At 58.5% G+C, this 21,316-nt stretch carries 19 protein-coding genes, 1 other RNA gene and 1 pseudogene; 14 read left to right on the forward strand and 7 right to left on the reverse strand.

Translation table 11 applies throughout. The features are described from left to right. Nucleotides 1-200: 200 nt before the first annotated feature. Both ubiD and PSES9_RS0118085 read left to right on the forward strand, forming a co-directional pair. Nucleotides 201-1,667: a 4-hydroxy-3-polyprenylbenzoate decarboxylase gene (gene ubiD, locus PSES9_RS0118080; protein ID WP_010489352.1), complete on the forward strand. Its 1,467-nt coding sequence runs from the start codon at nt 201-203 to the stop codon at nt 1,665-1,667. Between the two features lie 13 nt (nt 1,668-1,680). Further along, complete coding sequence (locus PSES9_RS0118085; RefSeq protein ID WP_010489353.1) at nt 1,681-2,649, forward strand: CDP-6-deoxy-delta-3,4-glucoseen reductase; 969 nt, start codon at nt 1,681-1,683, stop codon at nt 2,647-2,649. A gap of 66 nt (nt 2,650-2,715) precedes the next feature. Here the strand turns inward: PSES9_RS0118085 and PSES9_RS0118090 are convergent, their stop codons facing one another. Next, nucleotides 2,716-3,693, reverse strand: coding sequence for an NADPH:quinone oxidoreductase family protein (locus PSES9_RS0118090; RefSeq protein WP_010489354.1), 978 nt, complete (start codon nt 3,691-3,693; stop codon nt 2,716-2,718). A gap of 209 nt (nt 3,694-3,902) precedes the next feature. Here PSES9_RS0118090 and PSES9_RS0118095 point away from each other — a divergent pair, with 209 nt between their 5' ends. Continuing rightward, on the forward strand, nt 3,903-4,265 hold the full coding sequence (locus PSES9_RS0118095) for a flagellar basal body-associated FliL family protein (protein ID WP_238530403.1): 363 nt from the start codon (nt 3,903-3,905) through the stop codon (nt 4,263-4,265). 21 nt (nt 4,266-4,286) lie between these two features. Here the strand turns inward: PSES9_RS0118095 and PSES9_RS0118100 are convergent, their stop codons facing one another. Together PSES9_RS0118100 and PSES9_RS0118105 are read right to left on the reverse strand one after the other, a co-directional pair. Then, nucleotides 4,287-6,122 (reverse strand): sensor domain-containing diguanylate cyclase, encoded by a 1,836-nt coding sequence (locus PSES9_RS0118100; RefSeq protein ID WP_010489356.1) that lies wholly within the window; start codon nt 6,120-6,122, stop codon nt 4,287-4,289. A gap of 89 nt (nt 6,123-6,211) precedes the next feature. Next, nucleotides 6,212-6,676 carry an EVE domain-containing protein gene (locus PSES9_RS0118105; protein WP_010489357.1) on the reverse strand — a complete coding sequence of 155 codons (465 nt, stop codon included), beginning with the start codon at nt 6,674-6,676 and terminating at the stop codon, nt 6,212-6,214. Nucleotides 6,677-6,912: 236 nt separating this feature from the next. Between PSES9_RS0118105 and PSES9_RS25545 the strand changes: the two genes are divergently transcribed. Beyond that, nucleotides 6,913-7,044 (forward strand): hypothetical protein, encoded by a 132-nt coding sequence (locus tag PSES9_RS25545; protein WP_274377991.1) that lies wholly within the window; start codon nt 6,913-6,915, stop codon nt 7,042-7,044. Nucleotides 7,045-7,099: 55 nt separating this feature from the next. Here PSES9_RS25545 and PSES9_RS0118110 read toward each other — a convergent pair whose 3' ends face one another. The 4 genes from PSES9_RS0118110 to PSES9_RS0118120 form a co-directional block, all read right to left on the reverse strand. After that, nucleotides 7,100-7,696 (reverse strand): 5-formyltetrahydrofolate cyclo-ligase, encoded by a 597-nt coding sequence (locus PSES9_RS0118110; protein ID WP_010489358.1) that lies wholly within the window; start codon nt 7,694-7,696, stop codon nt 7,100-7,102. Nucleotides 7,697-7,751: 55 nt separating this feature from the next. Further along, a non-coding RNA gene (gene ssrS, locus PSES9_RS24710) (6S RNA) lies at nt 7,752-7,930 on the reverse strand. 31 nt (nt 7,931-7,961) lie between these two features. Next, nucleotides 7,962-8,276, reverse strand: a complete 315-nt coding sequence (locus PSES9_RS0118115) for a cell division protein ZapA (RefSeq protein ID WP_010489359.1) — start codon at nt 8,274-8,276, stop codon at nt 7,962-7,964. Then, the gene (locus PSES9_RS0118120) at nt 8,273-8,482 is read right to left on the reverse strand and encodes a TIGR02449 family protein (protein WP_010489360.1); all 210 of its coding nucleotides are present in this window, start codon (nt 8,480-8,482) and stop codon (nt 8,273-8,275) included. The genes PSES9_RS0118115 and PSES9_RS0118120 overlap by 4 nt, the downstream gene beginning before the upstream one ends. Before the next feature lie 285 nt (nt 8,483-8,767). Between PSES9_RS0118120 and PSES9_RS0118130 the strand changes: the two genes are divergently transcribed. The 10 genes and pseudogenes from PSES9_RS0118130 (at nt 8,768) to gcvP (ending at nt 21,313) form a co-directional block, all read left to right on the forward strand. Further along, nucleotides 8,768-9,322, forward strand: coding sequence for a YecA/YgfB family protein (locus PSES9_RS0118130; protein WP_010489362.1), 555 nt, complete (start codon nt 8,768-8,770; stop codon nt 9,320-9,322). A gap of 21 nt (nt 9,323-9,343) precedes the next feature. Then, a complete protein-coding gene (gene pepP / locus PSES9_RS0118135) occupies nt 9,344-10,675 on the forward strand; it encodes a Xaa-Pro aminopeptidase (protein WP_010489363.1) in 1,332 nt (443 codons plus the stop codon). Beyond that, nucleotides 10,668-11,867, forward strand: a complete 1,200-nt coding sequence (ubiH, locus tag PSES9_RS0118140; RefSeq protein WP_010489364.1) for a 2-octaprenyl-6-methoxyphenyl hydroxylase — start codon at nt 10,668-10,670, stop codon at nt 11,865-11,867. Before pepP ends, ubiH begins: the two co-directional genes overlap by 8 nt. After that, the gene (locus PSES9_RS0118145; RefSeq protein ID WP_010489367.1) at nt 11,864-12,352 is read left to right on the forward strand and encodes a DUF4442 domain-containing protein; all 489 of its coding nucleotides are present in this window, start codon (nt 11,864-11,866) and stop codon (nt 12,350-12,352) included. Before ubiH ends, PSES9_RS0118145 begins: the two co-directional genes overlap by 4 nt. A 9-nt stretch (nt 12,353-12,361) precedes the next feature. Further along, nucleotides 12,362-13,630, forward strand: coding sequence for a 2-octaprenyl-3-methyl-6-methoxy-1,4-benzoquinol hydroxylase (locus PSES9_RS23880; protein ID WP_010489369.1), 1,269 nt, complete (start codon nt 12,362-12,364; stop codon nt 13,628-13,630). Nucleotides 13,631-13,719: 89 nt separating this feature from the next. Beyond that, nucleotides 13,720-14,721, forward strand: coding sequence for an extracellular solute-binding protein (locus tag PSES9_RS0118155; RefSeq protein WP_010489371.1), 1,002 nt, complete (start codon nt 13,720-13,722; stop codon nt 14,719-14,721). Nucleotides 14,722-14,797: 76 nt separating this feature from the next. Further along, nucleotides 14,798-16,414: pseudogene (locus PSES9_RS23885) on the forward strand (ABC transporter permease). 204 nt (nt 16,415-16,618) lie between these two features. Then, entirely contained in the window at nt 16,619-17,701 is a 1,083-nt protein-coding gene (gene gcvT / locus PSES9_RS0118165; protein ID WP_010489373.1) for a glycine cleavage system aminomethyltransferase GcvT, read from the forward strand. Nucleotides 17,702-17,842: 141 nt separating this feature from the next. After that, the gene (gene gcvH, locus PSES9_RS0118170) at nt 17,843-18,226 is read left to right on the forward strand and encodes a glycine cleavage system protein GcvH (RefSeq protein ID WP_010489375.1); all 384 of its coding nucleotides are present in this window, start codon (nt 17,843-17,845) and stop codon (nt 18,224-18,226) included. Between the two features lie 210 nt (nt 18,227-18,436). Further along, nucleotides 18,437-21,313: an aminomethyl-transferring glycine dehydrogenase gene (gcvP, locus tag PSES9_RS0118175; protein WP_010489377.1), complete on the forward strand. Its 2,877-nt coding sequence runs from the start codon at nt 18,437-18,439 to the stop codon at nt 21,311-21,313. Nucleotides 21,314-21,316: the final 3 nt, after the last annotated feature.

The following is a 21,316-nucleotide window of genomic DNA, read 5'->3' on the forward strand; positions in this document are numbered from 1 at the left end:
CTTTGCGTACGCAGCCGCGGTTTGCGGTGAGTCGTGCTTAGATCAAGTGACTTATTGCGTTCCAAGATTTCACAAAAGCCGGGTAATCAGTACTGATCCCGGCTTTTGTGTTTGTGTGAATTGGCTTTTGGCCTTCTGAATAACCCAGCGGGGCGTTAAACTTTGCGCTTCGACGGCTCTGCCTGACACGAGGCTCCTGCATGCAGTATCGCGACTTGCGCGACTTTATCAGCGGCTTGGAAAAGCGCGGCGAACTCAAGCGTATCCAGGCTCTGGTTTCCCCGGTGCTGGAAATGACTGAAATTTGTGACCGTACCCTGCGCAAGGCCGGGCCTGCGTTGTTGTTCGAGAACCCGACCGGGTTCGATATGCCGGTGCTCGGCAACCTGTTTGGTACGCCACAGCGCGTCGCCCTGGGCATGGGGGCCGAGGCCGTCAGCGAGCTGCGTGAAATTGGCAAGCTGCTCGCGTTCCTCAAGGAGCCGGAGCCACCCAAGGGCCTGAAAGATGCCTGGGACAAGCTGCCGATCTACCGCAAGGTACTGTCGATGGCGCCCAAGGTGCTCAAGGATGCGCCGTGCCAGGAAGTAATCGAGGAAGGCAATGACGTCGACTTGAGCAAGCTGCCGGTGCAGACCTGCTGGCCAGGCGATGTTGGTCCGCTGATCACCTGGGGCCTGACCATTACCAAGGGGCCGAATAAAGAGCGCCAGAACCTGGGCATCTACCGCCAGCAGGTCATTGGCCGCAACAAGGTCATTATGCGTTGGCTCAGCCATCGCGGTGGTGCCCTGGATTTTCGCGAGTGGTGCCAGAAATACCCGGATCGTCCCTATCCGGTAGCAGTTGCCTTGGGGGCTGACCCCGCGACCATTCTTGGCGCCGTGACACCGGTTCCGGACAGTTTGTCCGAATACGCCTTTGCCGGCTTGTTGCGCGGTAACAAGACCGAGCTGGTCAAGGCCCGTGGCAGCGATCTGCAGGTGCCGGCCAGTGCTGAAATCGTGCTTGAAGGGGTGATACATCCCGGCGAGATGGCCGATGAAGGTCCCTATGGCGATCACACCGGTTATTACAACCAGGTCGATCGTTTCCCGGTGTTTACGGGGGAGCGCATCCCCCGGCGGAAAAAGCCGATCTATCACAGCACCTATACCGGTCGACCACCTGATGAGCCGGCGATCCTGGGCGTGGCGCTCAATGAAGTGTTTGTGCCTATCCTGCAAAAGCAGTTTCCGGAAATCACCGATTTCTACCTGCCGCCCGAAGGCTGTTCCTACCGCATGGCGGTGGTGACCATGAAAAAGCAGTATCCGGGCCATGCCAAGCGCGTAATGCTGGGTGTCTGGTCGTTTTTGCGCCAGTTCATGTACACCAAGTTCGTTATCGTCACCGATGATGACGTCAATGCCCGTGACTGGAACGATGTGATCTGGGCAATAACCACGCGTATGGATCCGGCACGGGATACCGTAATGATCGAGAACACACCGATCGATTACCTGGACTTCGCCTCGCCCGTTTCGGGCTTGGGGTCGAAGATGGGCCTGGATGCAACCAACAAATGGCCGGGCGAGACCACGCGCGAGTGGGGCAGGGCGATCGTCCAGGATGATGCCGTCAAGCGTAAGGTTGATGACATGTGGGCCGAGTTAGGGATTGATTGATGTGGGCCACGTTATGAAAGTCATCTTGCAGCCCTCGGGCGCCGAGGTCGAAGTGCAGCCTGGCGAGCCTATTCTCGATGCGGCGCGTCGCCAGGGCTTTGACTGTCCGCAGAGCTGTCGCAACGGCAACTGTCACATTTGTGCGGCGTTGCTGGTTGAGGGCAGGGTTAGCCAGAATGGCAGGGAGATCGATCACGGTGAATTATTCACCTGCCTTGCCGAACCCTTGGAGGACTGCGTCCTGCATTGGGATGGGGTGCTGGCGCCAGGCGAGCTGCCGGTGCGCGAGTTTTCTTGCCAGATTGTGAGCTGTACAGCGGTGGGTGGCGATGTTTATCGCTTGTGCCTGCGTGCGCCGGCGGGCAAGTTGCCCCGTTATCACGCCGGCCAGTACTTGCTGTTGCAGCGCGCAGAGGACGACTACACGGCATTCTCCCTGGCTTCCGCGCCACATGCCGGGCGCGACCTTGAACTGCACATCCTGGCCCGTGACGATGACACCCAGGCGCTGATCAAGCGCTTGCAACAGCAGGGATTCGTCCGCGTGCAATTGCCGTTTGGCGACACCCACCTGGCCGAGTTGCCTGATGGGCCCTTGGTATTGATCGCCGCAGGCACAGGCATGGCGCAGATGCACAGTTTGATCGAGCATTGTCGCCAGGCGGGCTTTAAATACCCCGTGCATTTGTACTGGGGCGCACGCAACCCGGATGATTTCTATGATTTACCGCACTGGGCCGACTGGCAAAAACTGGAAAACCTGACCCTGCATAAGGTTGTCAGTGATCAGTGTGGTTGGCAGGGCCGCTGTGGTTTGCTGCATGAGGCGGTCAGTGAGGATTTCAGTGATCTAAAACCGCTGCACGTCTATGCCAGCGGCTCGCCGCCAATGGTCTATGGCACGCTCGATGCCTTGGTTGATGCAGGCATGGATGCACACCAGATGCGTGCCGACGTCTTCGCCTATGCGCCGCGTGATTAGCTGAGCCGCATTCTTGGCCCGATAAGCCGTGCAGCCTTCACCCGAGGATGAAGGCTGCAGCGTTGCCTAGCGAACCTGGACCACGACCTTCCCAACAGCCTTGCGCTGACCGAGCAGGTTGATCGCATCGGCGGCTTTTTCCAGGAGGAAGGTTTCAGAAACCAGCGGCTTGAGTTTGCCTTCGGTGTGCCAGGCGAAGAGTTGCTGGAAGTTGGCCAGGTTGTCTTGTGGCTGGCGCTGGGCGAATGAACCCCAGAACACGCCGACTACCGCCGCGCCTTTGAGCAGCATCAGGTTTACCGCTACTTCAGGAATGCGTCCGCTGGCAAAGCCAACCACCAGCAAGCGACCATTCCAGGCAATGCTGCGCACCGCCAAGTCAAACAGGTCACCGCCGACTGGATCGTAGATGACGTCGGCTCCCTGGCCGTCGGTCAGACGTTTGACTTCTTCCTTGAGATTACTTTCGCTGTAATTGATCAGTTCATCGGCGCCCGCGGCTTTAGCCACTTCGAGTTTTTCCGCGCTGCTGGCTGCCGCAATCACCTTGGCGCCCATGGCCTTGCCGATTTCAACGGCCGCAAGGCCCACACCGCCCGATGCACCGAGAACCAGCAGGGTTTCTCCAGGCTGCAGGTTGGCGCGTTGCTTGAGGGCGTGCATCGAGGTTCCGTAGGTCATGCCGAAGGCGGCTGCACTTGGAAAGTCCATGGACTTGGGGACGGGCATCACATTGTAGCTGGGCACTGCCACTTGTTCGGCAAAGCTGCCCCAGCCGGTAAGCGCCATGACCCGGTCTCCGACTTTCAGGTGGCTGACCTTTTCGCCAACAGAGCTGACCACGCCGGCTGCTTCGCCGCCCGGAGAAAAGGGGAAGGGCGGCTTGAACTGATACTTGCCTTCGATGATGAGCGTATCCGGGAAGTTGACGCCCGCGCAGTGAACGTCAATGATCACCTCGTTCTTTTTCGCTTCGGGGTTGGTGGTTTCTTCCACAACCAGCGTCTCGGCCGGGCCAAAGGCTTTGCATAGCACTGCTTTCATCGGGCGCATCCTTATTCAAGTTATGAGCCGCAGTGTAGAGCGCCGATAAGGCTGGTCAACAAGCATGGTTGCTTGTAATGGTGCAGCATAAGCATTGTGCTTGGGGGCTGGCGTCGTAGTCGCTATGCTTGGCACAACCCTTACGGAGACTGAGTCCTGTGAAAGTCATACTCGCATTACTGATTGCCCTGATCCTGCCGTTGCATGCCATGGCCGAAGAAGCTGAAGCCGAAGGCGAGGCCGTGGCGCCTGCCGTTGCCTACATCAGCCTGACGCCGGCGTTGGTGGGCAACTTCGGTTCCGGGCCCAAGCTGAAGTTCTACAAGGCGGATGTGTCGCTGCGGGTGGCCGGGCCAGAGGCCGAAGCCAAGGTGGCACATCATGAACCCTTGATTCGCAATCAACTGGTGATGCTGTTTTCCCAGCAAACCGAGCAGGACTTGAGTGCGCCAGATGCAAAAGAGAAATTGCGCGAAGAAGCGCTCAAGCAGGTCCAGCAAGTGCTGACTCAGGAGGAAGGCGAGCCCTTGGTTGAGGATTTGCTGTTCAATAACCTGATCTTGCAGCAGTAGCCGCGCCAATGCCGTGCCTGTTCAGTCAGCTGTGCTGGCGATACAGGTGCGGTTGCGTCCATCTCGCTTGGCCTGGTACAGCGCCTTGTCACTGCGCTCGATAAGACTGTCCGGCAGGTCTTCGTCATCAGCGCTGATACTGGCAATGCCAATGCTCAGGGTCAGCCGGCCGAAGGGGCTGCGCAAGTGCTTGATGCGGGCCTCATCCAGTTTTTGGTGAAGTTGGGCGGCAATGTGGCTGGCGCCTTCGGCATTGGTGTTGGCCAGGATAATCGCGAACTCTTCGCCGCCATAGCGACAGGCTGAATCCCCTTCACGTTGCAGGCAGTCTTGCATGATCTCGGCAACCTTGCGCAAGGCGTCATCTCCTGCCAGGTGGCCGCGCTGATCGTTATAGGCCTTGAAGTAGTCGATATCGAGCATCATCAAGGTCAGCGGCGCGCCCGTGCGTTGCAGGCGTCGCCACTCACTCGCCAGTTGGCTGTCAAAGTAGCGCCGGTTGAACAGGCCGGTTAAGCCATCCTGCTGCGACAGGGTTTGCAGTTGTGCTTCAAATTTCAGGCGCTCACTGTTGTCGCGCGACACGCAGATCAGGTATTCGTGGTCATTGATCACCACCAGTTGTGCGCTGATTTCAGCCGGTTGAGTGCTGCCGTCGCGCCTGAGCAATTGGTGCTGTGACACATTCCCGCCCAGGGATTTACGCACCTCCCCGAGCCAGTTCTCATAGCCGGGCAGCAGGCTGTCGGGTTTATCTTTGAATAACTGGCTGAACAGCTGCGCGTCATAGCCAAGCGAGCGATAGGTCGCATGGTTCATGTAAAGGATTTCGCGGCTATGCGGATTAACAATAAACAAGCCGTCGGTGCTGGAGTCGGTCAGGTCGATGACCAGTTGCAAGCGTTCGCGACTCTCGATAAGCACGTTCTCGATGTGTTCGCGCTGCGATATTTCCCGGTTGAGACGGCGGTTGATGCGTTGCAAGTCGGTAGCGCGCTGATGGCTTTGCAGTGCCAGTGCCAAGGCGGCAACCAGCAAGGTGCTGATGATCAGGCTGGCGCTGAGGACAAAGGTCGGCAATGGCGAGCGCAGTTCATCCAGCAGCTTCTGGCTGGGTTTCAGGATGATAGAGAAATTTCGGTTATTGAGCAGGTGCAGGGAAATGCCCTGTTCAAAGCCAGCCTCTGTGCTGGGTTGTTCGCGGCTGTGGATGGGCTTGCCGTTTTCCATCAGGTAGGCGCTGAAATAATCGCGATCCACTTCTGATAGCAACTGGTCCATGAGCTGTTCGACCTTGAATACGCCCTGGATAAAGCCATCGAACACCCGCTGGCCTTGCTCGTTCTTTATAAAGAGCGGGGTGTACAAGACAAAGCCGCGCCCACCCTGAACCAGGGCGAAGCTGTTTGAGAACTGGGCTGTGCCGGTATCCCGGGCGCGTAATGCAAGCGGGTAATTGGGGTGATCGGGCTTGAGGACGAAGTCGAGCGCCGCTTCGTTGCCGGTAGTGGGTACCAGCCAGCGCATGTGCAGGTCCGGGCCGAGCCACTGAATCGATTGGTAGGCCTTGAAGTGATCCAGGCAAAACTGGCTTTCAAGCAGCCATTCATCTTGCGGGATACGCCCACGGTGGTTCCAGAGTTGTGCGATGCGATGCAGGTCATCAACCTGGTCATGCAGGCTGCTTTGCAACCGTCTTGCGAGATCCCTGGCCTGAAAGTCGACGCGCTCGGCGATGGATTTTTGCTGATCCTTAACCATCTGCTGCCAAACGGTCAGGCTGGCAAAATAAAGGCCACTTAAGAGCACTGCCAGTGCAAATCGAGCAATCCATGTCTGTGGCAGGCGTTGCGCCATATGGCTGAGTCCGTTGTATTGATAGTGGGTCGTCTTGTTATTGGGCTTGAGCAGCGAGTCGCACCACAGTCTACAAGTCGGGCGCGTCCCTAGTTTGTGGTGGCTGGGCGCATTTGCATGATTGTTTGCCAGTGAGCATCCGACACCGGCATGACGGAAAGGCGGCTACCTTTTTGCACAAGCGGCAACTCCAGTAGGCCATGCTGTGCCTTGAGGTCGGCGAGGCTGATAACCTGCTTGAAGGCTTCTACGAATTCGATGTCGACGGCGCTCCATGGATTCTTCTCGGCAGTGGCTTTTGCATCAAAGTAATGGCTTTTATCATCAAGTGCGGTTGGGTCGGGGTAAGCCTCGCGGTTGATGCGAGCGATGCCTGCAATGCCGGGTTGTGGGCAACTTGAGTGGTAGAAAAAGAATAGATCCCCGGTTTTCATGCTGCGCATAAAGTTGCGTGCTTGATAATTACGCACCCCATCCCAGCGCGCAACCGTTAAGCGCTGCAGATCATGAATTGAGAATTCGTCCGGTTCTGATTTCATCAGCCAATTGGGCATGAACTTTGCTCCATCAATTTAGTCCTTAACTCTTTAAGGATACCTGCACAGCGGTAAATTGCAGGGGCTCGGGTTGTAAGACGCCCAACAGTTGACCGTTGGGCACTTGCAATTGCCGAGCGCTAAGCACAAGCCCACAATGCCAGCGCTTTTGTGGGTTTGGTAGTTGCTGGATCTATAAAAAAAATGCCGCCGGTAACACCGTGCGCAGATTGCCTCAAAGGGGGAGGCATTCAATGAGACGTAAACCAGATTTATTGTGGGTGTTGGTGATTCTGTTCAGTTTGGGCGTGGTTACAACCGGTTATACACAGAGCCTGTGGGATCGTCAGGCTGATACTGCAGTGAGTGAGTCGCAGCAGTCATAGTTGAAAGGCGCTGCAGGACGCAGCGCAACTCAATGGAAGATTTTAGTGTCGCTGTTCAGTACCACTTCCGATCCGTTACCGTCGCGTTAAGCGCCAAATCCCACCTGGCCACGGCCAGTCTTTTGACCTGTTGGCATTCATGGGCGAGACCGAGAAGTGTCGGTTTGTGACAATTCTTGCGCCTTGCCCGGTAAGCCAGGCTGCGATCATAGAAGCCGCCACCCATGCCGAGGCGTCCGCCTTCGCTATCAAAGCCGACCAGCGGCAGCAGGATCAAATCGAGTGCCCAGACTTTGCGTTGCAGTGCTGGATTGGCGCTTGGCTCGGGTATTCCGAAACGATTGGCTCGCAATTTATCTGCAGGGCGAATGCGCTGAAACACCATTTTGGTGCGCGGCCAGGCATTTAGCACCGGCAGGTAAGTGGCTTTGCCGCGTCTCTGGGCGGCGCGCAGCAACAGTCGCGGATCTATCTCGCCGTCATTTGGCAGATACAGGGCGATGTGCCTGGCGCGACGGAAGACCGGATGCTGCGCCAGTTGCCGATACAGGTTGCGTGCCGCGCGGCGTTGCTCGCAAGGCGAGAGCTGGCGCCGCGCCTGACGTAATGTCCGGCGTAACTGGGCGCGACTGAGGAGGGCTGGATCGAGCATCGCGAACATCTGCAAGATCGCGTGCTGCCAAGGCAGGCAACACGCATGAATTGAGTGACTCCCCGACATGCCGCTGTCGGTGTAGCCCTTGAACCCGAAAGTTCAAGGTGGAGGTTGAAGGAGGCGTTAAGGCTTTCCGTCGAGCGGACATGCACACCGGCCCCAGCTTGCAACCCCCGGGGTTGTGCGTATCGGCTCAGGGACATGACCAACTGGCGCACACTTCAGGGAGCGGGGGCCAGTATACCTGAAAGCAGCGCTTTGATCAGCCCGGCCGACCACCGACATCATCGGCCAGTGCATTATCGACCCTTTGCAGCAGGTCTCGTACCTGTTCGCGGGTTGATGAAGTCTGCTGATCCAGGTCGTTCTGCTTGTGCAGCAACTCGTGGGTGATATTCAGTGCCGCCATCACCGCCACGCGGTCGGCGCCGATGACTTTGCCGCTGCTGCGGATCTCACGCATTTTGGCGTCCAGATAGCGCGCGGCGCCCTCTAAGTTGGCGCGTTCGTTCTGCGGGCAGTTGATGCAATATTCTTTATCGAGGATCTGAACGTTTACGGTATTCGACTGTGTCATGAGTCCTGCTCCAGGGCTTTAAGGCGCGAAATCATTGATTCGACCTTGTGCCGGGCCAATTCGTTCTTTTCAATCAGATGAGCGCGCTCCCCGCGCCATGCTTGCTCGTGTGCAATCAATATTTTGTTCTGGGCCTTGAGCTGCTCGACACGCTGGACAAGTAGCTCCAGTTTACTCGTCAGGGCTTGCAAATCGGCGTCTTCCATGGGGTCTCGCTAGGGCAGGGATTGATATATGACTAGAGCATTTCGTCACTTAGGATATAGGCGTGATGCGCTTCGGGGTCAAACTGCATGTGCCAATATACGACGCGGTGGTCATCCTGCAGACCTTGGTCGGCAGTTGCAATATCCTTCAGGCTGCCAGCTTGAGACTGCCGATCAGCAATTTGGTTGCCTACTGGCGTAGCGTCGATGGTCTTGGCGTGCCTGCCAATGCTAGGATACCAAGCCTCTATTCTAGTGATTGCGCTGTCTGGCGCCTAGTAATCTATGCCAACTTCTAGTTCTCCCTATTCTGCATTCGCCGCCTTGCTGACCAGCAACGGTTTTTCTATTTCTCCTGCTGAACTCCACGGCTTGCTGCTGGGCCGCAGTTGTGCCGGCGCCGGTTTCGAGGTCGACACCTGGATGGTCGATGCCGCCGAGCTGCTCGGTGCTGCGCCTGTTGATAACGTGCGCCAGGCGCTGATTGGCTTGCAGGAAATGGTCAAGGCCGAGCTGACCGGTAGCGAGGTTACCGTGGTCTTGTTGTTGCCATCCGATGATGCGCCCCTGAGCGAGCGTGCCGCTGCTCTTGGCCAGTGGTGCCAGGGCTTCCTTGGTGGTTTCGGCCTGGTTGCCGGCGACACCGCGCTCAGCACTGAAGCAATGGAAGTCTTGCAAGACCTGTCGGCAATCGCCCAGGTGCAAAACGCCTTGGAGGAATCCGAGGAGGGTGAAAGTGACTATATGGAAGTCATGGAATACCTGCGCGTGGCGCCATTGCTGTTGTTCAGCGAGTTTGCCAAACCTGAAGCGCCGGTCGAGAAGCCGTCGCTGCATTGATTTCAAGGGACCCCCTTAGCCATGATCAGCATCCCAAAGTCGGAATATGCCCGTCGGCGCAAGGCGCTGATGGCGCAGATGGAACCCAATAGCATCGCAATTCTGCCTGCTGCTCCGGTGTACATCCGTAATCGCGATGTCGAGCACATTTTCCGTCGGGACAGCGACTTCCAATACCTCTCCGGCTTTCCTGAGCCCGAGGCGGTGATTGCGCTGATCCCGGGGCGTGAGCATGGCGAGTACGTATTGTTTTGCCGTGAGCGTGATCCCGAGCGCGAGTTGTGGGACGGTTTGCGCGCAGGCCAGGAGGGCGCCATGAGCCGTTTTGGCGCAGATGACGCATTCCCTATCGGCGATATCGACGACATCCTGCCCGGCCTGATTGAAGGCCGTGAGCGGGTTTATTATTCGATGGGCACCAACCAGGAATTCGACCGTCACCTGATGGACTGGATCAATATGATCCGTTCCAAGGCGCGCCAGGGGGCGCAGCCGCCGAATGAGTTTGTCGCGCTCAACCACCTGCTGCACGACATGCGCCTGTACAAGAGCGCCAACGAGGTCAAGGTGATGCGTGAAGCCGCCGAGATTTCGTCGCGTGCCCATGTGCAAGCCATGCGCGTGAGCCGCCCCGGTTTGTTTGAGTTTCACCTCGAGGCCGAGCTGGATTACGAGTTCCGCAAGGGCGGGGCGAAAATGCCTGCATATGGTTCGATAGTCGCAGCAGGCAAGAACGCCTGCATCCTGCATTATCATGAAAATGACGCGGTGCTGAAGGACGGCGATCTGGTGCTGATCGATGCTGGCTGCGAGATCGACTGCTATGCCAGCGACATCACCCGCACATTCCCGGCCAACGGCAAGTTCTCGCCTGAGCAAAAAGCCATCTATGAGTTGGTGCTGGCCTCGCAAGAAGCTGCATTCCTCGAGATCGCCCCTGGTAAACACTGGAATCAGGCGCACGAAGCCACGGTGCAGGTGATTACCGCAGGTTTGGTGGAGCTGGGTCTGCTGGAGGGCGATGTCGAGCAACTGATCGCCAGCGAAGCCTACAAGGCGTTCTACATGCATCGCGCCGGTCATTGGCTGGGCATGGATGTACACGATGTTGGCGACTACAAGGTCGGTGGCGAATGGCGCGTGCTTGAGGTCGGCATGGCGATGACGGTCGAGCCCGGTATCTATATTGCCCCGGACAATCAGAATGTCGCGAAAAAATGGCGTGGCATTGGTGTGCGTATCGAGGATGACGTGGTCGTCACCAAAAAGGGTTGCGAAATCCTTACCACCGGCGTTCCCAAGACGGTTGCCGAGATCGAGGCACTGATGGCTGGAGCGGCCCAAGTTGCCTGAGTCAGCGCAACGCGTCGAGCTGGCAATCATTGGCGGCGGCCTGGTCGGTGCCAGCCTGGCGCTGGCGCTGCAGGGCGAGGCGAAAAAGCGCGGTTGGCGGATTTGCCTGATCGAAGCCTTCACGCCGGGCTCGGGCTATCAGCCAAGCTATGACGCGCGCTCGACTGCCTTGTCGTTTGGCTCGCAGCAAATCTATCAGCGCCTGGGCATCTGGCCGCAGATCGCCAAGCATGCCGAGCCCATCAAGCAGATCCATGTCTCTGACCGCGGGCGCTTTGCCGCTGCCCGCCTGAGTGCAGCCGATGAGGGCGTGCCCGCCCTGGGGTATGTGGTCGAGAACGCCTGGATTGGCGAGTGCCTGTGGCAGGCGCTGGACCAGTCGGTCGTGAGCTGGCGCAGCCCTGCACAAGTCACTCGTCTTGACGCGCTGGGCGATGGTTATCGGCTTACCCTGCATGATGGTACTGAGCTCGACTGCGACCTGGCCATTCTTGCCGAGGGTGGTCGTTCTGGCTTGCGCGAGCAGTTGGGCATCAACGTCAAGCAAACACCTTATGACCAGAGCGCCTTGATCGCTAACGTCAGCACCCGTGAGGCCCATGCTGGCCAGGCTTTCGAACGTTTCACCGACGATGGGCCTATGGCCATGTTACCGCTGGGGGGCAACCGCAGCGCCCTGGTCTGGAGGCGTTCGACCGCAGATGCAGAGCGTTTGCTGGGCGTGCCTGATGCCGCGTTTATCGAACAGTTGCAACTGGCATTCGGTTATCGTCTCGGGGCCATCAGCCAAATCGGCGAGCGACACCTGTATCCACTGGCACTGGGCGAGGCGCAGGAGCAAATCCGCCCGCACTTTGTGTTGTTGGGCACCGCCGCGCACAGCCTGCACCCCATTGCCGGGCAGGGCTACAACCTTTCATTGCGTGACACCATTGCCCTGGCAGACTGCCTGCTGGACAGTGCTGCGCCACTCGGTGACTTCGCCACATTGCAGGGTTATCTGCGCAGCCAGCAACTTGATCAACAGCTGACCGTGGGCTTTTCCGACCAGGTCACGCGCCTGTTCAGCTCTGGCGAGCCATTGCGCGTTGCCGGGCGTAACCTCGGGTTGCTTGGGCTTGACCTGTTGCCACCTGCCAAACGCTGGTTTGCACGTCAGGCCATGGGCTTGGGCACGCGATCGCAACCATGAGCCACAACCCGAAAAAAACGGCGCGCAAGGCGCGTTTGCTGCGTTGGGCAATGAATCTGTACCCGCCATACTTAGGCGCGGGTATTCGTGTGCGACATATCAGCGCGGACTTTCAGCGTGTCCAGGTAAAAATGGGCCTGGGCTGGTATAACCGTAACTACGTCGGCACCCAATTCGGCGGCAGCCTGTATTCGATGACGGATCCATTTTTCATGCTGATTTTGATGGAGAACCTCAGCCGTGACTACATCGTCTGGGACAAAGCTGCGAACATAGATTTTATTGCGCCAGGCAAAGGCCCGGTGTTTGCCGAGTTCAGCATTGATGACGCCCTGCTCGATACCATTCGTGCACGCACTGCCAAGGGTGAGAAATACTTGCCCGAGTTGCAGGTTGAAGTGCGCGATGGCGCGGGTACCCTGGTCGCCAAGGTGCACAAAACCCTGTACGTGCGGTTAAAGCCGCGCGCCAGGCAGGCCGCTTAAGGAATGAATATGCACGCGGATATGATCATTGTCGGCGCGGGAATGGTTGGCAGTACGCTGGCGCTGGCCATGCAATCGAGCGGGCTGGAGATTCTGGTTATCGACGGCGGCCCGATGCGCTTGGAACCATTCGATGCTGGCGCGCCATTCGAGGCGCGGGTCAGTGCCTTGTCCATGGCCAGCCAGCGGGTGCTTGAACGACTCAATGCGTGGTCGGGAATTGCTGCCCGCCGCAGCAGCCCATACCGCGACATGCATGTCTGGGACGGTGCCGGTACAGGCAATATTCATTTCAGCGCTGCCAGCGTGCACGCCGAAACACTGGGACATATTGTCGAGAATCGCGTTGTGCAAGACGCGCTGCTTGAACAGCTGCATGAAAGCACTATCGGCCTGTTGGCCAACGCCCGGCTGGAACAACTGCGTCGCTCTGGTCGTGAGTGGTTGCTGACCCTTGAAGATGGTCGCGAACTGCGTGCGCCGCTGCTGATCGCGGCCGATGGTGCCAACTCGGCGGTACGTCGTTTGGTGGGGACCGCAACCCGTGAGTGGGATTATCTACACCACGCCATCGTCACCAGTGTGCGTACTGAGAAACCCAACAAGGCCACCGCCTGGCAGCGTTTTACCGATGACGGCCCGCTGGCACTCCTGCCCCTGGCCAGTGATAAGCCTGACGAGCATTGGTCGTCGATTGTCTGGTCGACAGTGCCGAGCGAAGTTGAACGCTTGATGGCCCTTGATGACTCGCAATTCTGCGTGGAGCTTGGCAAGGCCTTCGAGCAGCGCCTGGGCAAGGTGCTGCACAGTGATCGCCGGGTCGCCATTCCACTGCGCCAGCGCCATGCCAAGCGCTACATTGAACAGGGGCTGGCGTTGATCGGTGATGCGGCGCACAGCATTCATCCACTGGCCGGACAGGGCGTCAACCTTGGCTTCCTTGATGCTGCTGTGTTGGCGGAGGTCTCGCTGCATGCCCTTGAGCGGGGCGAGTCGCCGGCCGATGAACGTGTGCTGAGCCGCTATGAGCGTCGGCGCATGCCGCACAACCTGGCGATGATGGCAGCGATGGAGGGCTTCGAGCGCTTGTTCCAGGCCGATCCCCTGCCGGTACGCTGGCTGCGTAACGCCGGGCTCAACTGGGTGGATGACATGCCCGAAGCCAAAGCGCTGTTCGTGCGCCAGGCGTTGGGCTTGAGTGGCGAGCTGCCACCGCTTGCCAAGGCTTGGTGCCCGTGGCCTGAAGCTCGGCGCCTGGGGTTGTGTAATCCGCCGTAACATCTGCGGACAGTCGTTTGTTGAGATGCCAAATGCTATTCAATATCATTTGCGCCTTAACTTATCGACTATACCAAGAGGCAACGCCCATGCAGCCAAGCAAGCGATTACTCGCCGCGTTTACCCTGACAGCCCTTGCCGGTGGCGCCCAAGCCGCTGATGAAGTGGTGGTTTACTCTTCGCGGATCGACGAGCTGATCAAGCCTGTGTTTGATGCATACACCGCCAAAACCGGCGTGCCAATCAAGTTCATCACTGACAAGGAAGCACCCCTGATTGCGCGGCTCAAGGCCGAGGGCGCCAACACCCCGGCGGATATGCTGATCACCGTGGATGCTGGCAACCTGTGGCAGGCCGAACAGGCGGGTGTGCTGCAACCCTTCAAGTCGGCAACCATCGATGCCAACATTCCGTCTCAATCCCGTTCAAGCCCCGACAGTTGGACCGGTTTGTCGCTGCGTGCGCGGACCATCTTCTATTCAACCGAGCGGGTAAAACCGAGTGAGTTGTCGACCTACGAAGCGCTGGCCGACAAAAACTGGGAAGGGCGCCTGTGCCTGCGTACCAGCAAGAAGGTGTACAACCAGTCGCTGACGGCCACGCTGATCGAAACCCATGGCGAGGCGAAGACCGAAGAAATCATCAAGGGTTGGGTGAATAACCTGGCCACCGATGTATTTGCTGACGACACTGCGCTGTTGCAAGCAATCGATGCCGGCCAGTGCGATGTCGGCATCACCAACACCTACTATTACGGTCGCCTGCACAAGGCCAACCCGGATCTAAAGGTCAAGCCGTTCTGGCCTAACCAGCAAGACCGTGGCGTGCACGTCAACCTGGCGGGCGCCGGTATCACCAAGAATGCACCCCATGCAGAGGCTGCCAAGAAGCTGCTGGAGTGGATGACCACTGAAGAAGCCCAGGCGTTGTTCGCGGGCCTGAACCAGGAGTTCCCCGCTAATCCGAAAGTCCCGGCATCTGAAGAGGTCCAGGCATGGGGCACCTTCAAGGCCGATGCTATCCCGGTTGAGGTCGCCGGTAAGCGCCAGGCTCAGGCCATCATGTTGATGGATCGCGCGGGCTGGAACTAAACACTGCGCTAGCTCGCCGATAGAACACGCCCCGGCATCGTCCGGGGCGTTGCTGTTTTTGCTTTGAGGATAGTGCGTGGCCCATCTTGCCCAGCGTCGCTGGTACCCCATCGCCTTTGTGGTCGCCTTGTTGGTGCTGTTGCCCTTGACGGTGATGCTGTTCAGTTGGCATGAGGTTGACCGCGAAATCTGGTCGCACCTGTGGCAAACGCAAATGCCCCGGCTGATTGGCAATACAGTGATTCTGGTTGCAGGCGTGAGTGTGGGCGTGACCCTGCTCGGCGTGAGCCTGGCGTGGCTGACCAGCCTCTGTGAGTTTCCCGGCAGGCGCTGGCTGGATTGGGCGCTGATGCTACCGTTTGCGATTCCAGCTTATGTGCTGGCCTTTGTATTTGTCGGGTTGCTGGATTTTTCCGGGCCGGTTCAGACGCTGTTGCGTGAGTGGTTTGGTGCGGGCGTGCGTTTCCCGAGCGTACGCTCGACCGCTGGTGTGATCAGCGTTCTGGTGCTGGTGTTCTATCCCTACGTCTACCTGCTCGCGCGCAATGCCTTTCTTGCCCAGGGTAAAGGCCTGATGGAAGCGGCGCGGGTGCTGGGGCATAACCCGTGGCAGGCATTCTGGTGCGTGGCGTTGCCGATGGCGCGCCCGGCAATCGGTGCTGGTCTGGCCCTGGCCATCATGGAGACGCTGGCCGATTTTGGCGCCGTCTCGGTGTTTAATTTCGACACCTTCACCACTGCCATCTACAAGACCTGGTACGGTTTCTATAGCCTGAGCAGCGCCACCCAGTTGGCCAGCCTGCTGTTGCTGGTGGTGATGCTGGTGCTTTATGGCGAACGGCGTGCGCGCGGTGCCGTTCGCCCAGCCAACGAGCGTCCATGCGGCAAAGCGCTTTAACAGCTCAGGGGTTTCAAGGCGCTGGCCGCCAGTGGTTGGTGCCTATTGGTCTTCGCTTGCGCCTTTGTGATTCCAATGCGCCACCTGCTGGTCTGGTTCTGGCAGCGCGGCCGTTTCGACCTGGATGAACGCTACACTGCGTTGATCCTGCATACCTTGTACCTGGGTTGTTTGGCTGCGGTGCTGACGGTCAGCGTCGCCTTGCTGCTGGCCTTTGCCCGGCGTATGACACCGACCCGGCTGATGCGCTCCACCGTCAGCCTGGCCAACACGGGCTATGCCTTGCCCGGCTCGATGTTGGCAGTAGCGATCATGCTGGCGTTCAGTTACCTCGATAACCAGTTGGTGATCCCGCTTTCAACGTTGCTTGGAGGCGCAGGCAAACCGCTGCTGCTTGGCAGCCTGGCAGCGCTGCTGTTGGCTTACCTGATCCGCTTTATGGCCGTTGCCTACGGCCCGTTGGAAAACAGCCTGGCGCGGATCCGGCCTTCATTGCCTGAAGCGTCGCGCAGCCTGGGCGTGGGTGGTGTCAGGTTGTTTTTCCGTGTTTACCTACCTTTATTATTGCCCGGGGCGTTATCTGCAGCATTGTTGGTATTTGTTGATGTACTCAAGGAAATGCCCGCTACCCTGTTAATGCGTCCGTTCGGCTGGGACACCCTGGCGGTACGGATTTTTGAAATGACCAGTGAGGGTGAATGGGCCCGCGCGGCATTACCGGCGCTGACGTTGGTGGCGGTAGGATTGCTGCCGGTGATCGGCTTGATTCGTCGTTCGGCACAGACTCGCGGCTGAGACCAAGGCGCTTGCAGCCGTTTGCGCGCCTTGGTGTACATCCAAGATGACCCGCCCGCACCTTGTAGATACAATGCACGCCATTCGCTGTAGCCAACCTCATTAGAATGGGTGTTTGCTGGCTGGCGCAAGGCCTGCTCGACCAGGCCGTTGTACAGGCGCAAACAGTGTTGCAGTTTTGCCAAAGCCCGGAAGGAGAACCCCATGGGGCAGCGCACACCTCTTTATGACCTGCACCTTGCCTTGGGTGCCAAGATGGTCGATTTCGGCGGTTGGGACATGCCGCTGCATTATGGTTCGCAAGTCGAAGAGCATCACGAAGTCCGCCGCGACTGTGGCGTGTTTGATGTCTCCCACATGACCGTGGTCGATATCCACGGTGATCAGGCAAAACAGTATCTGCAGCATCTGCTGGCCAACGATGTTGAACGCCTGCAAGAACTGGGCAAGGCGCTGTACAGCAGCATGCTCAACACCGAAGGCGGCGTGGTTGATGACCTGATGGTCTATCTGACCGAGTTTGGCTACCGGGTGGTGGTCAATGCCGCGACGCGGGACAAGGACCTGGCCTGGATGAACCAGCAGGCCGAGGGTTTTGCTGTGCAGTTGCATGAGCGTAGCGACCTGGCGATGTTTGCTATCCAGGGCCCCCATGCGCGGGAAAAAACCTGTGAGCAGGTCAGCCAGGCCTGTGCCGCGCTGATCAATCAACTGCTACCTTTCCAGGGATTGCCCGAAGGTGACTGGTTTATCGCGCGTTCGGGTTACACCGGCGAAGATGGCTTGGAAATCATGCTGCCGAGCGATCAGGCCGTGGCCTTTTTCAATGACCTGGTCGGTGCCGGGATTTCACCCATTGGCCTGGGCGCACGTGACACCTTGCGCTTGGAAGCGGGGATGAACCTGTACGGCCAGGACATGGACGAAAGCGTAACGCCCCTGGCCTCGAACCTGGCCTGGAGTGTTGCCTGGGAGCCAGTCAATCGGGATTTTGTCGGGCGCAAAGCCTTGCAGCAGCAGTTGCAGCGCGGTATTTCGACAAAGCTGGTTGGCCTGGTGTTGGAGGAGCGCGGCGTGTTGCGTGCCCACCAAGTGGTGCGTGTTGACGGTGTGGGCGAGGGTGAAATCACCAGCGGAAGTTTTTCACCGACGCTCAACAAGTCGATTGCCCTGGCACGCTTGCCTGTTGCAACCTGCGAGCGGGCTGAAGTCGAAATTCGCGGTAAATGGTATCCCGTTCGAGTGGTTAAGCCAGCCTTCGTTCGTCATGGCAAGGCGCTGATTTAATCCGGCTATTGGCGGTTCTGAAAAACAATTACAGAACTGTTTTGTATGACCAACGGTTTGGTTGAAAACTGTCGAAGTTGCCAAGCCCTGCTAAATTTTCATGACGGCGCGGTCGCCGTCATGCCATATGAGGAATCCGACATGAGCAATATCCCCGCCGATCTGCGTTACGCCTCCAGCCACGAATGGGCTCGCCTGGACGCTGATGGAAACGTAACAGTGGGCATTTCCGACCACGCTCAAGAAGCGCTGGGCGATGTGGTTTTCATTGAGCTGCCTGAAGTCGGCAAGACCTTCGCCGCGGGCCAGGCAGCGGGTGTGGTTGAGTCGGTAAAAGCAGCATCGGATATCTACGCCCCTATCGGCGGTGAAGTGATCGCGGTCAATGACTCGCTGGCTGACAGCCCGGAGAACGTCAACACCGATCCTTACGGCAGCTGGTTTTTCAAGCTCAAGCCGAGTGCCGCAGACGAACTCGACAAACTGCTCGATGCGGATGCGTACAAAGCCTCTGCGGACGCTTAAAACGCTGCAAAGTCCCGGCTCGCTGCGAGCCGGGACTTGCTGCCGGGTAGCTTTGACATGACCTGATCAACGCGGGTTTGAAAACCTTCGTGCAGATAGTTGAGAGTTTTCTAAGCTAATAAGGCCTCGTATTGCAGCGCATGAATGCCCGGTTGGGTGTTACAAGCGGGCGCAATGGCGAGGCCTTGTCATTTCTAGAGGCTCTCAACCATGTCTGCAATGCCGTCATTGTCGCAACTCAAGCAGCCGGATGCATTTCTACGACGCCACCTCGGCCCTGATGCCGCCGAGCAGCACGCCATGCTCGGTACATTGGACCTGCCTAGCCGGGCAGCATTGATCGAACAGACAGTGCCGCCGTCTATCCGCTTGACTCGACCATTGGCACTGCCTGATGCGCTGGATGAGCAAGCAGCGCTGGCCAAGCTGCATGGTTATGCCGAGCAGAACCAGGTGTGGACCAGCCTCATCGGCATGGGCTATCACAACACCATCACGCCGACCGTAATAGTGCGCAATGTGCTGGAAAATCCTGGTTGGTACACCGCCTACACGCCCTATCAACCGGAAATCGCTCAAGGTCGGCTTGAAGCGCTGCTCAATTTCCAGCAATTGACCATCGACCTGACCGGGATGGAGCTGGCCAGTGCCTCACTCCTGGATGAAGCCACGGCAGCGGCTGAAGCCATGGCCTTGGCCAAGCGGGTCGCCAAGTCGAAGAGCAACCTGTTCTTTGTCGATCACAATTGCCACCCACAGACCATTTCAGTGGTGCAGACCCGGGCCGAGGGCTTTGGCTTCGAACTGGTGATTGCCGATGTTGCGAGCCTCGCAGAACATCAGGTCTTTGGCGCGCTGCTGCAATATCCGGACAGTCATGGCGAGATCCGTGACCTGGAACCCTTGATCGGTCAGTTACATGCCCAGCAAGCGCTGGCGTGTGTCGCGGCAGACCTGATGAGCTTGCTGCTGTTGACCCCGCCCGGAGAACTGGGCGCCGATGTGGTGCTGGGCTCGGCCCAGCGCTTTGGCGTGCCCATGGGGTACGGCGGGCCCCACGCAGCCTTCTTTGCCACGCGCGATGCCTTCAAGCGGGCGCTGCCGGGGCGCATTATCGGCGTGTCTAAAGACTCGCGCGGCAATATGGCGCTGCGTATGGCACTGCAAACACGCGAGCAACATATTCGTCGTGAGAAAGCCAATTCAAACATCTGCACCGCGCAGGTATTGCTGGACAACATAGCCAGCTTCTATGCGGTGTACCACGGTCCGCAACGGCTCAAAGCCATTGCCCAGCGGATTCACCGGGTCACGGCAATTCTTGCGGCCGGCCTCAAAGCCAAAGTTATAGAGCGCGACAACCAGCATTTTTTCGACACCCTGACCCTGGAGGTGGGCGGTAGCCAGACGGCGATTATCGAGTCGGCGCAGGCAGCGCAAATCAATCTGCGAATTCTGGGGCGCGGCAAGCTGGGCGTCAGTCTTGATGAAAGTTGCGATGAGCACACGGTCGAGCGTTTGTTTGCGGTATTTCTGGGGGCTGATCATGGTTTGAGTGTCGCTGAGCTCGACGCCAGCGAGATCGAGGACGGTATTCCAGCGGACCTGCAGCGCCGCTCAGGCTACCTAGCGCACCCGGTATTCAATACCCATCACAGCGAAACCGAGATGCTGCGCTACATCAAGCAGCTCGAGAATAAAGACCTGGCGCTCAACCAGGCGATGATCCCGCTGGGCTCGTGCACCATGAAGCTCAACGCCACCAGCGAGATGATCCCTATTACCTGGCCCGAGTTTGCCAATCTGCACCCCTTTGCTCCGCTGGAGCAGGCCCATGGCTATGCCTTGATGATCAACGAGCTGGATGAATGGCTGCGCGCCATAACCGGATTTGATGCGATCTGCATGCAGCCCAACTCCGGGGCACAGGGCGAATACGCAGGCCTGCTGGCCATCAGCAAATATCACCAGAGTCGCGGTGACACACAGCGCAATATCTGTCTGATTCCGGCCTCGGCGCACGGCACCAATCCAGCTTCGGCGCAGATGGCCAGTATGCGCGTGGTGATTGTCGAGTGCGATGCCGAGGGCAATGTCGACCTTGCCGATCTCAAGCTCAAAGCGGCCGAGGCGGGTGATCGCCTCGCATGCCTGATGGCGACGTACCCGTCGACCCACGGTGTGTATGAAGAGGGTATTGTCGAGATCTGCGAGGTAATCCATGCCCACGGCGGCCAGGTCTATATGGACGGCGCCAATCTCAATGCCCAGGTCGGCCTGGCGCGCCCGGCGGATATCGGCGCAGACGTGTCGCACATGAACCTGCACAAAACCTTCTGCATTCCCCACGGCGGCGGTGGCCCCGGCATGGGACCAATCGGCGTGCGTGCGCATTTGGCGCCCTTTGTGGCCAACCACCCGGTGATCGAGCTGAAAGGCCCTAACCCGGAAAACACCGCAGTCAGCGCGGCGCCATGGGGCAGTGCGAGTATCTTGCCTATCAGTTGGATGTACATCGCAATGATGGGCCCGCAATTGGCTGATGCCACCGAGGTGGCAATCCTCAGTGCCAATTACCTGGCAAACAACCTCAAGGATGCATTCCCGATACTGTTCAGCGGTCGCAACGGTCGCGTTGCCCATGAATGCATCATTGATTTACGCCCGCTCAAGGCACAGACCGGCGTCAGCGAGGAAGATGTCGCCAAGCGCTTGATCGACTATGGGTTCCACGCGCCAACCATGTCATTCCCGGTGCCGGGCACGCTGATGATCGAACCGACCGAGAGTGAGTCCAAGCATGAGCTGGATCGTTTTATCGAGGCCATGTTGAGCATCCGCGCGGAAATCGCCAAGGTACAAAACGGTGACTGGCCCGAAGATGACAACCCCCTGGTGCGCGCGCCCCACACGCTGGCGGACATGGTCGGCATTTGGGAGCGACCCTACAGCATTGCCCAGGCCGTGACCCCAAGTGAGCACACTCGCCTGTACAAATACTGGCCGACGGTCAATCGGGTGGACAATGTCTATGGCGACCGCAACCTGTTCTGCGCCTGTGTGCCGCTGGACGCCTATCGCGAATAAGGC

This window comes from Pseudomonas sp. S9 (genome assembly GCF_000222125.1).
Lineage (GTDB): Bacteria > Pseudomonadota > Gammaproteobacteria > Pseudomonadales > Pseudomonadaceae > Aquipseudomonas > Aquipseudomonas segetis.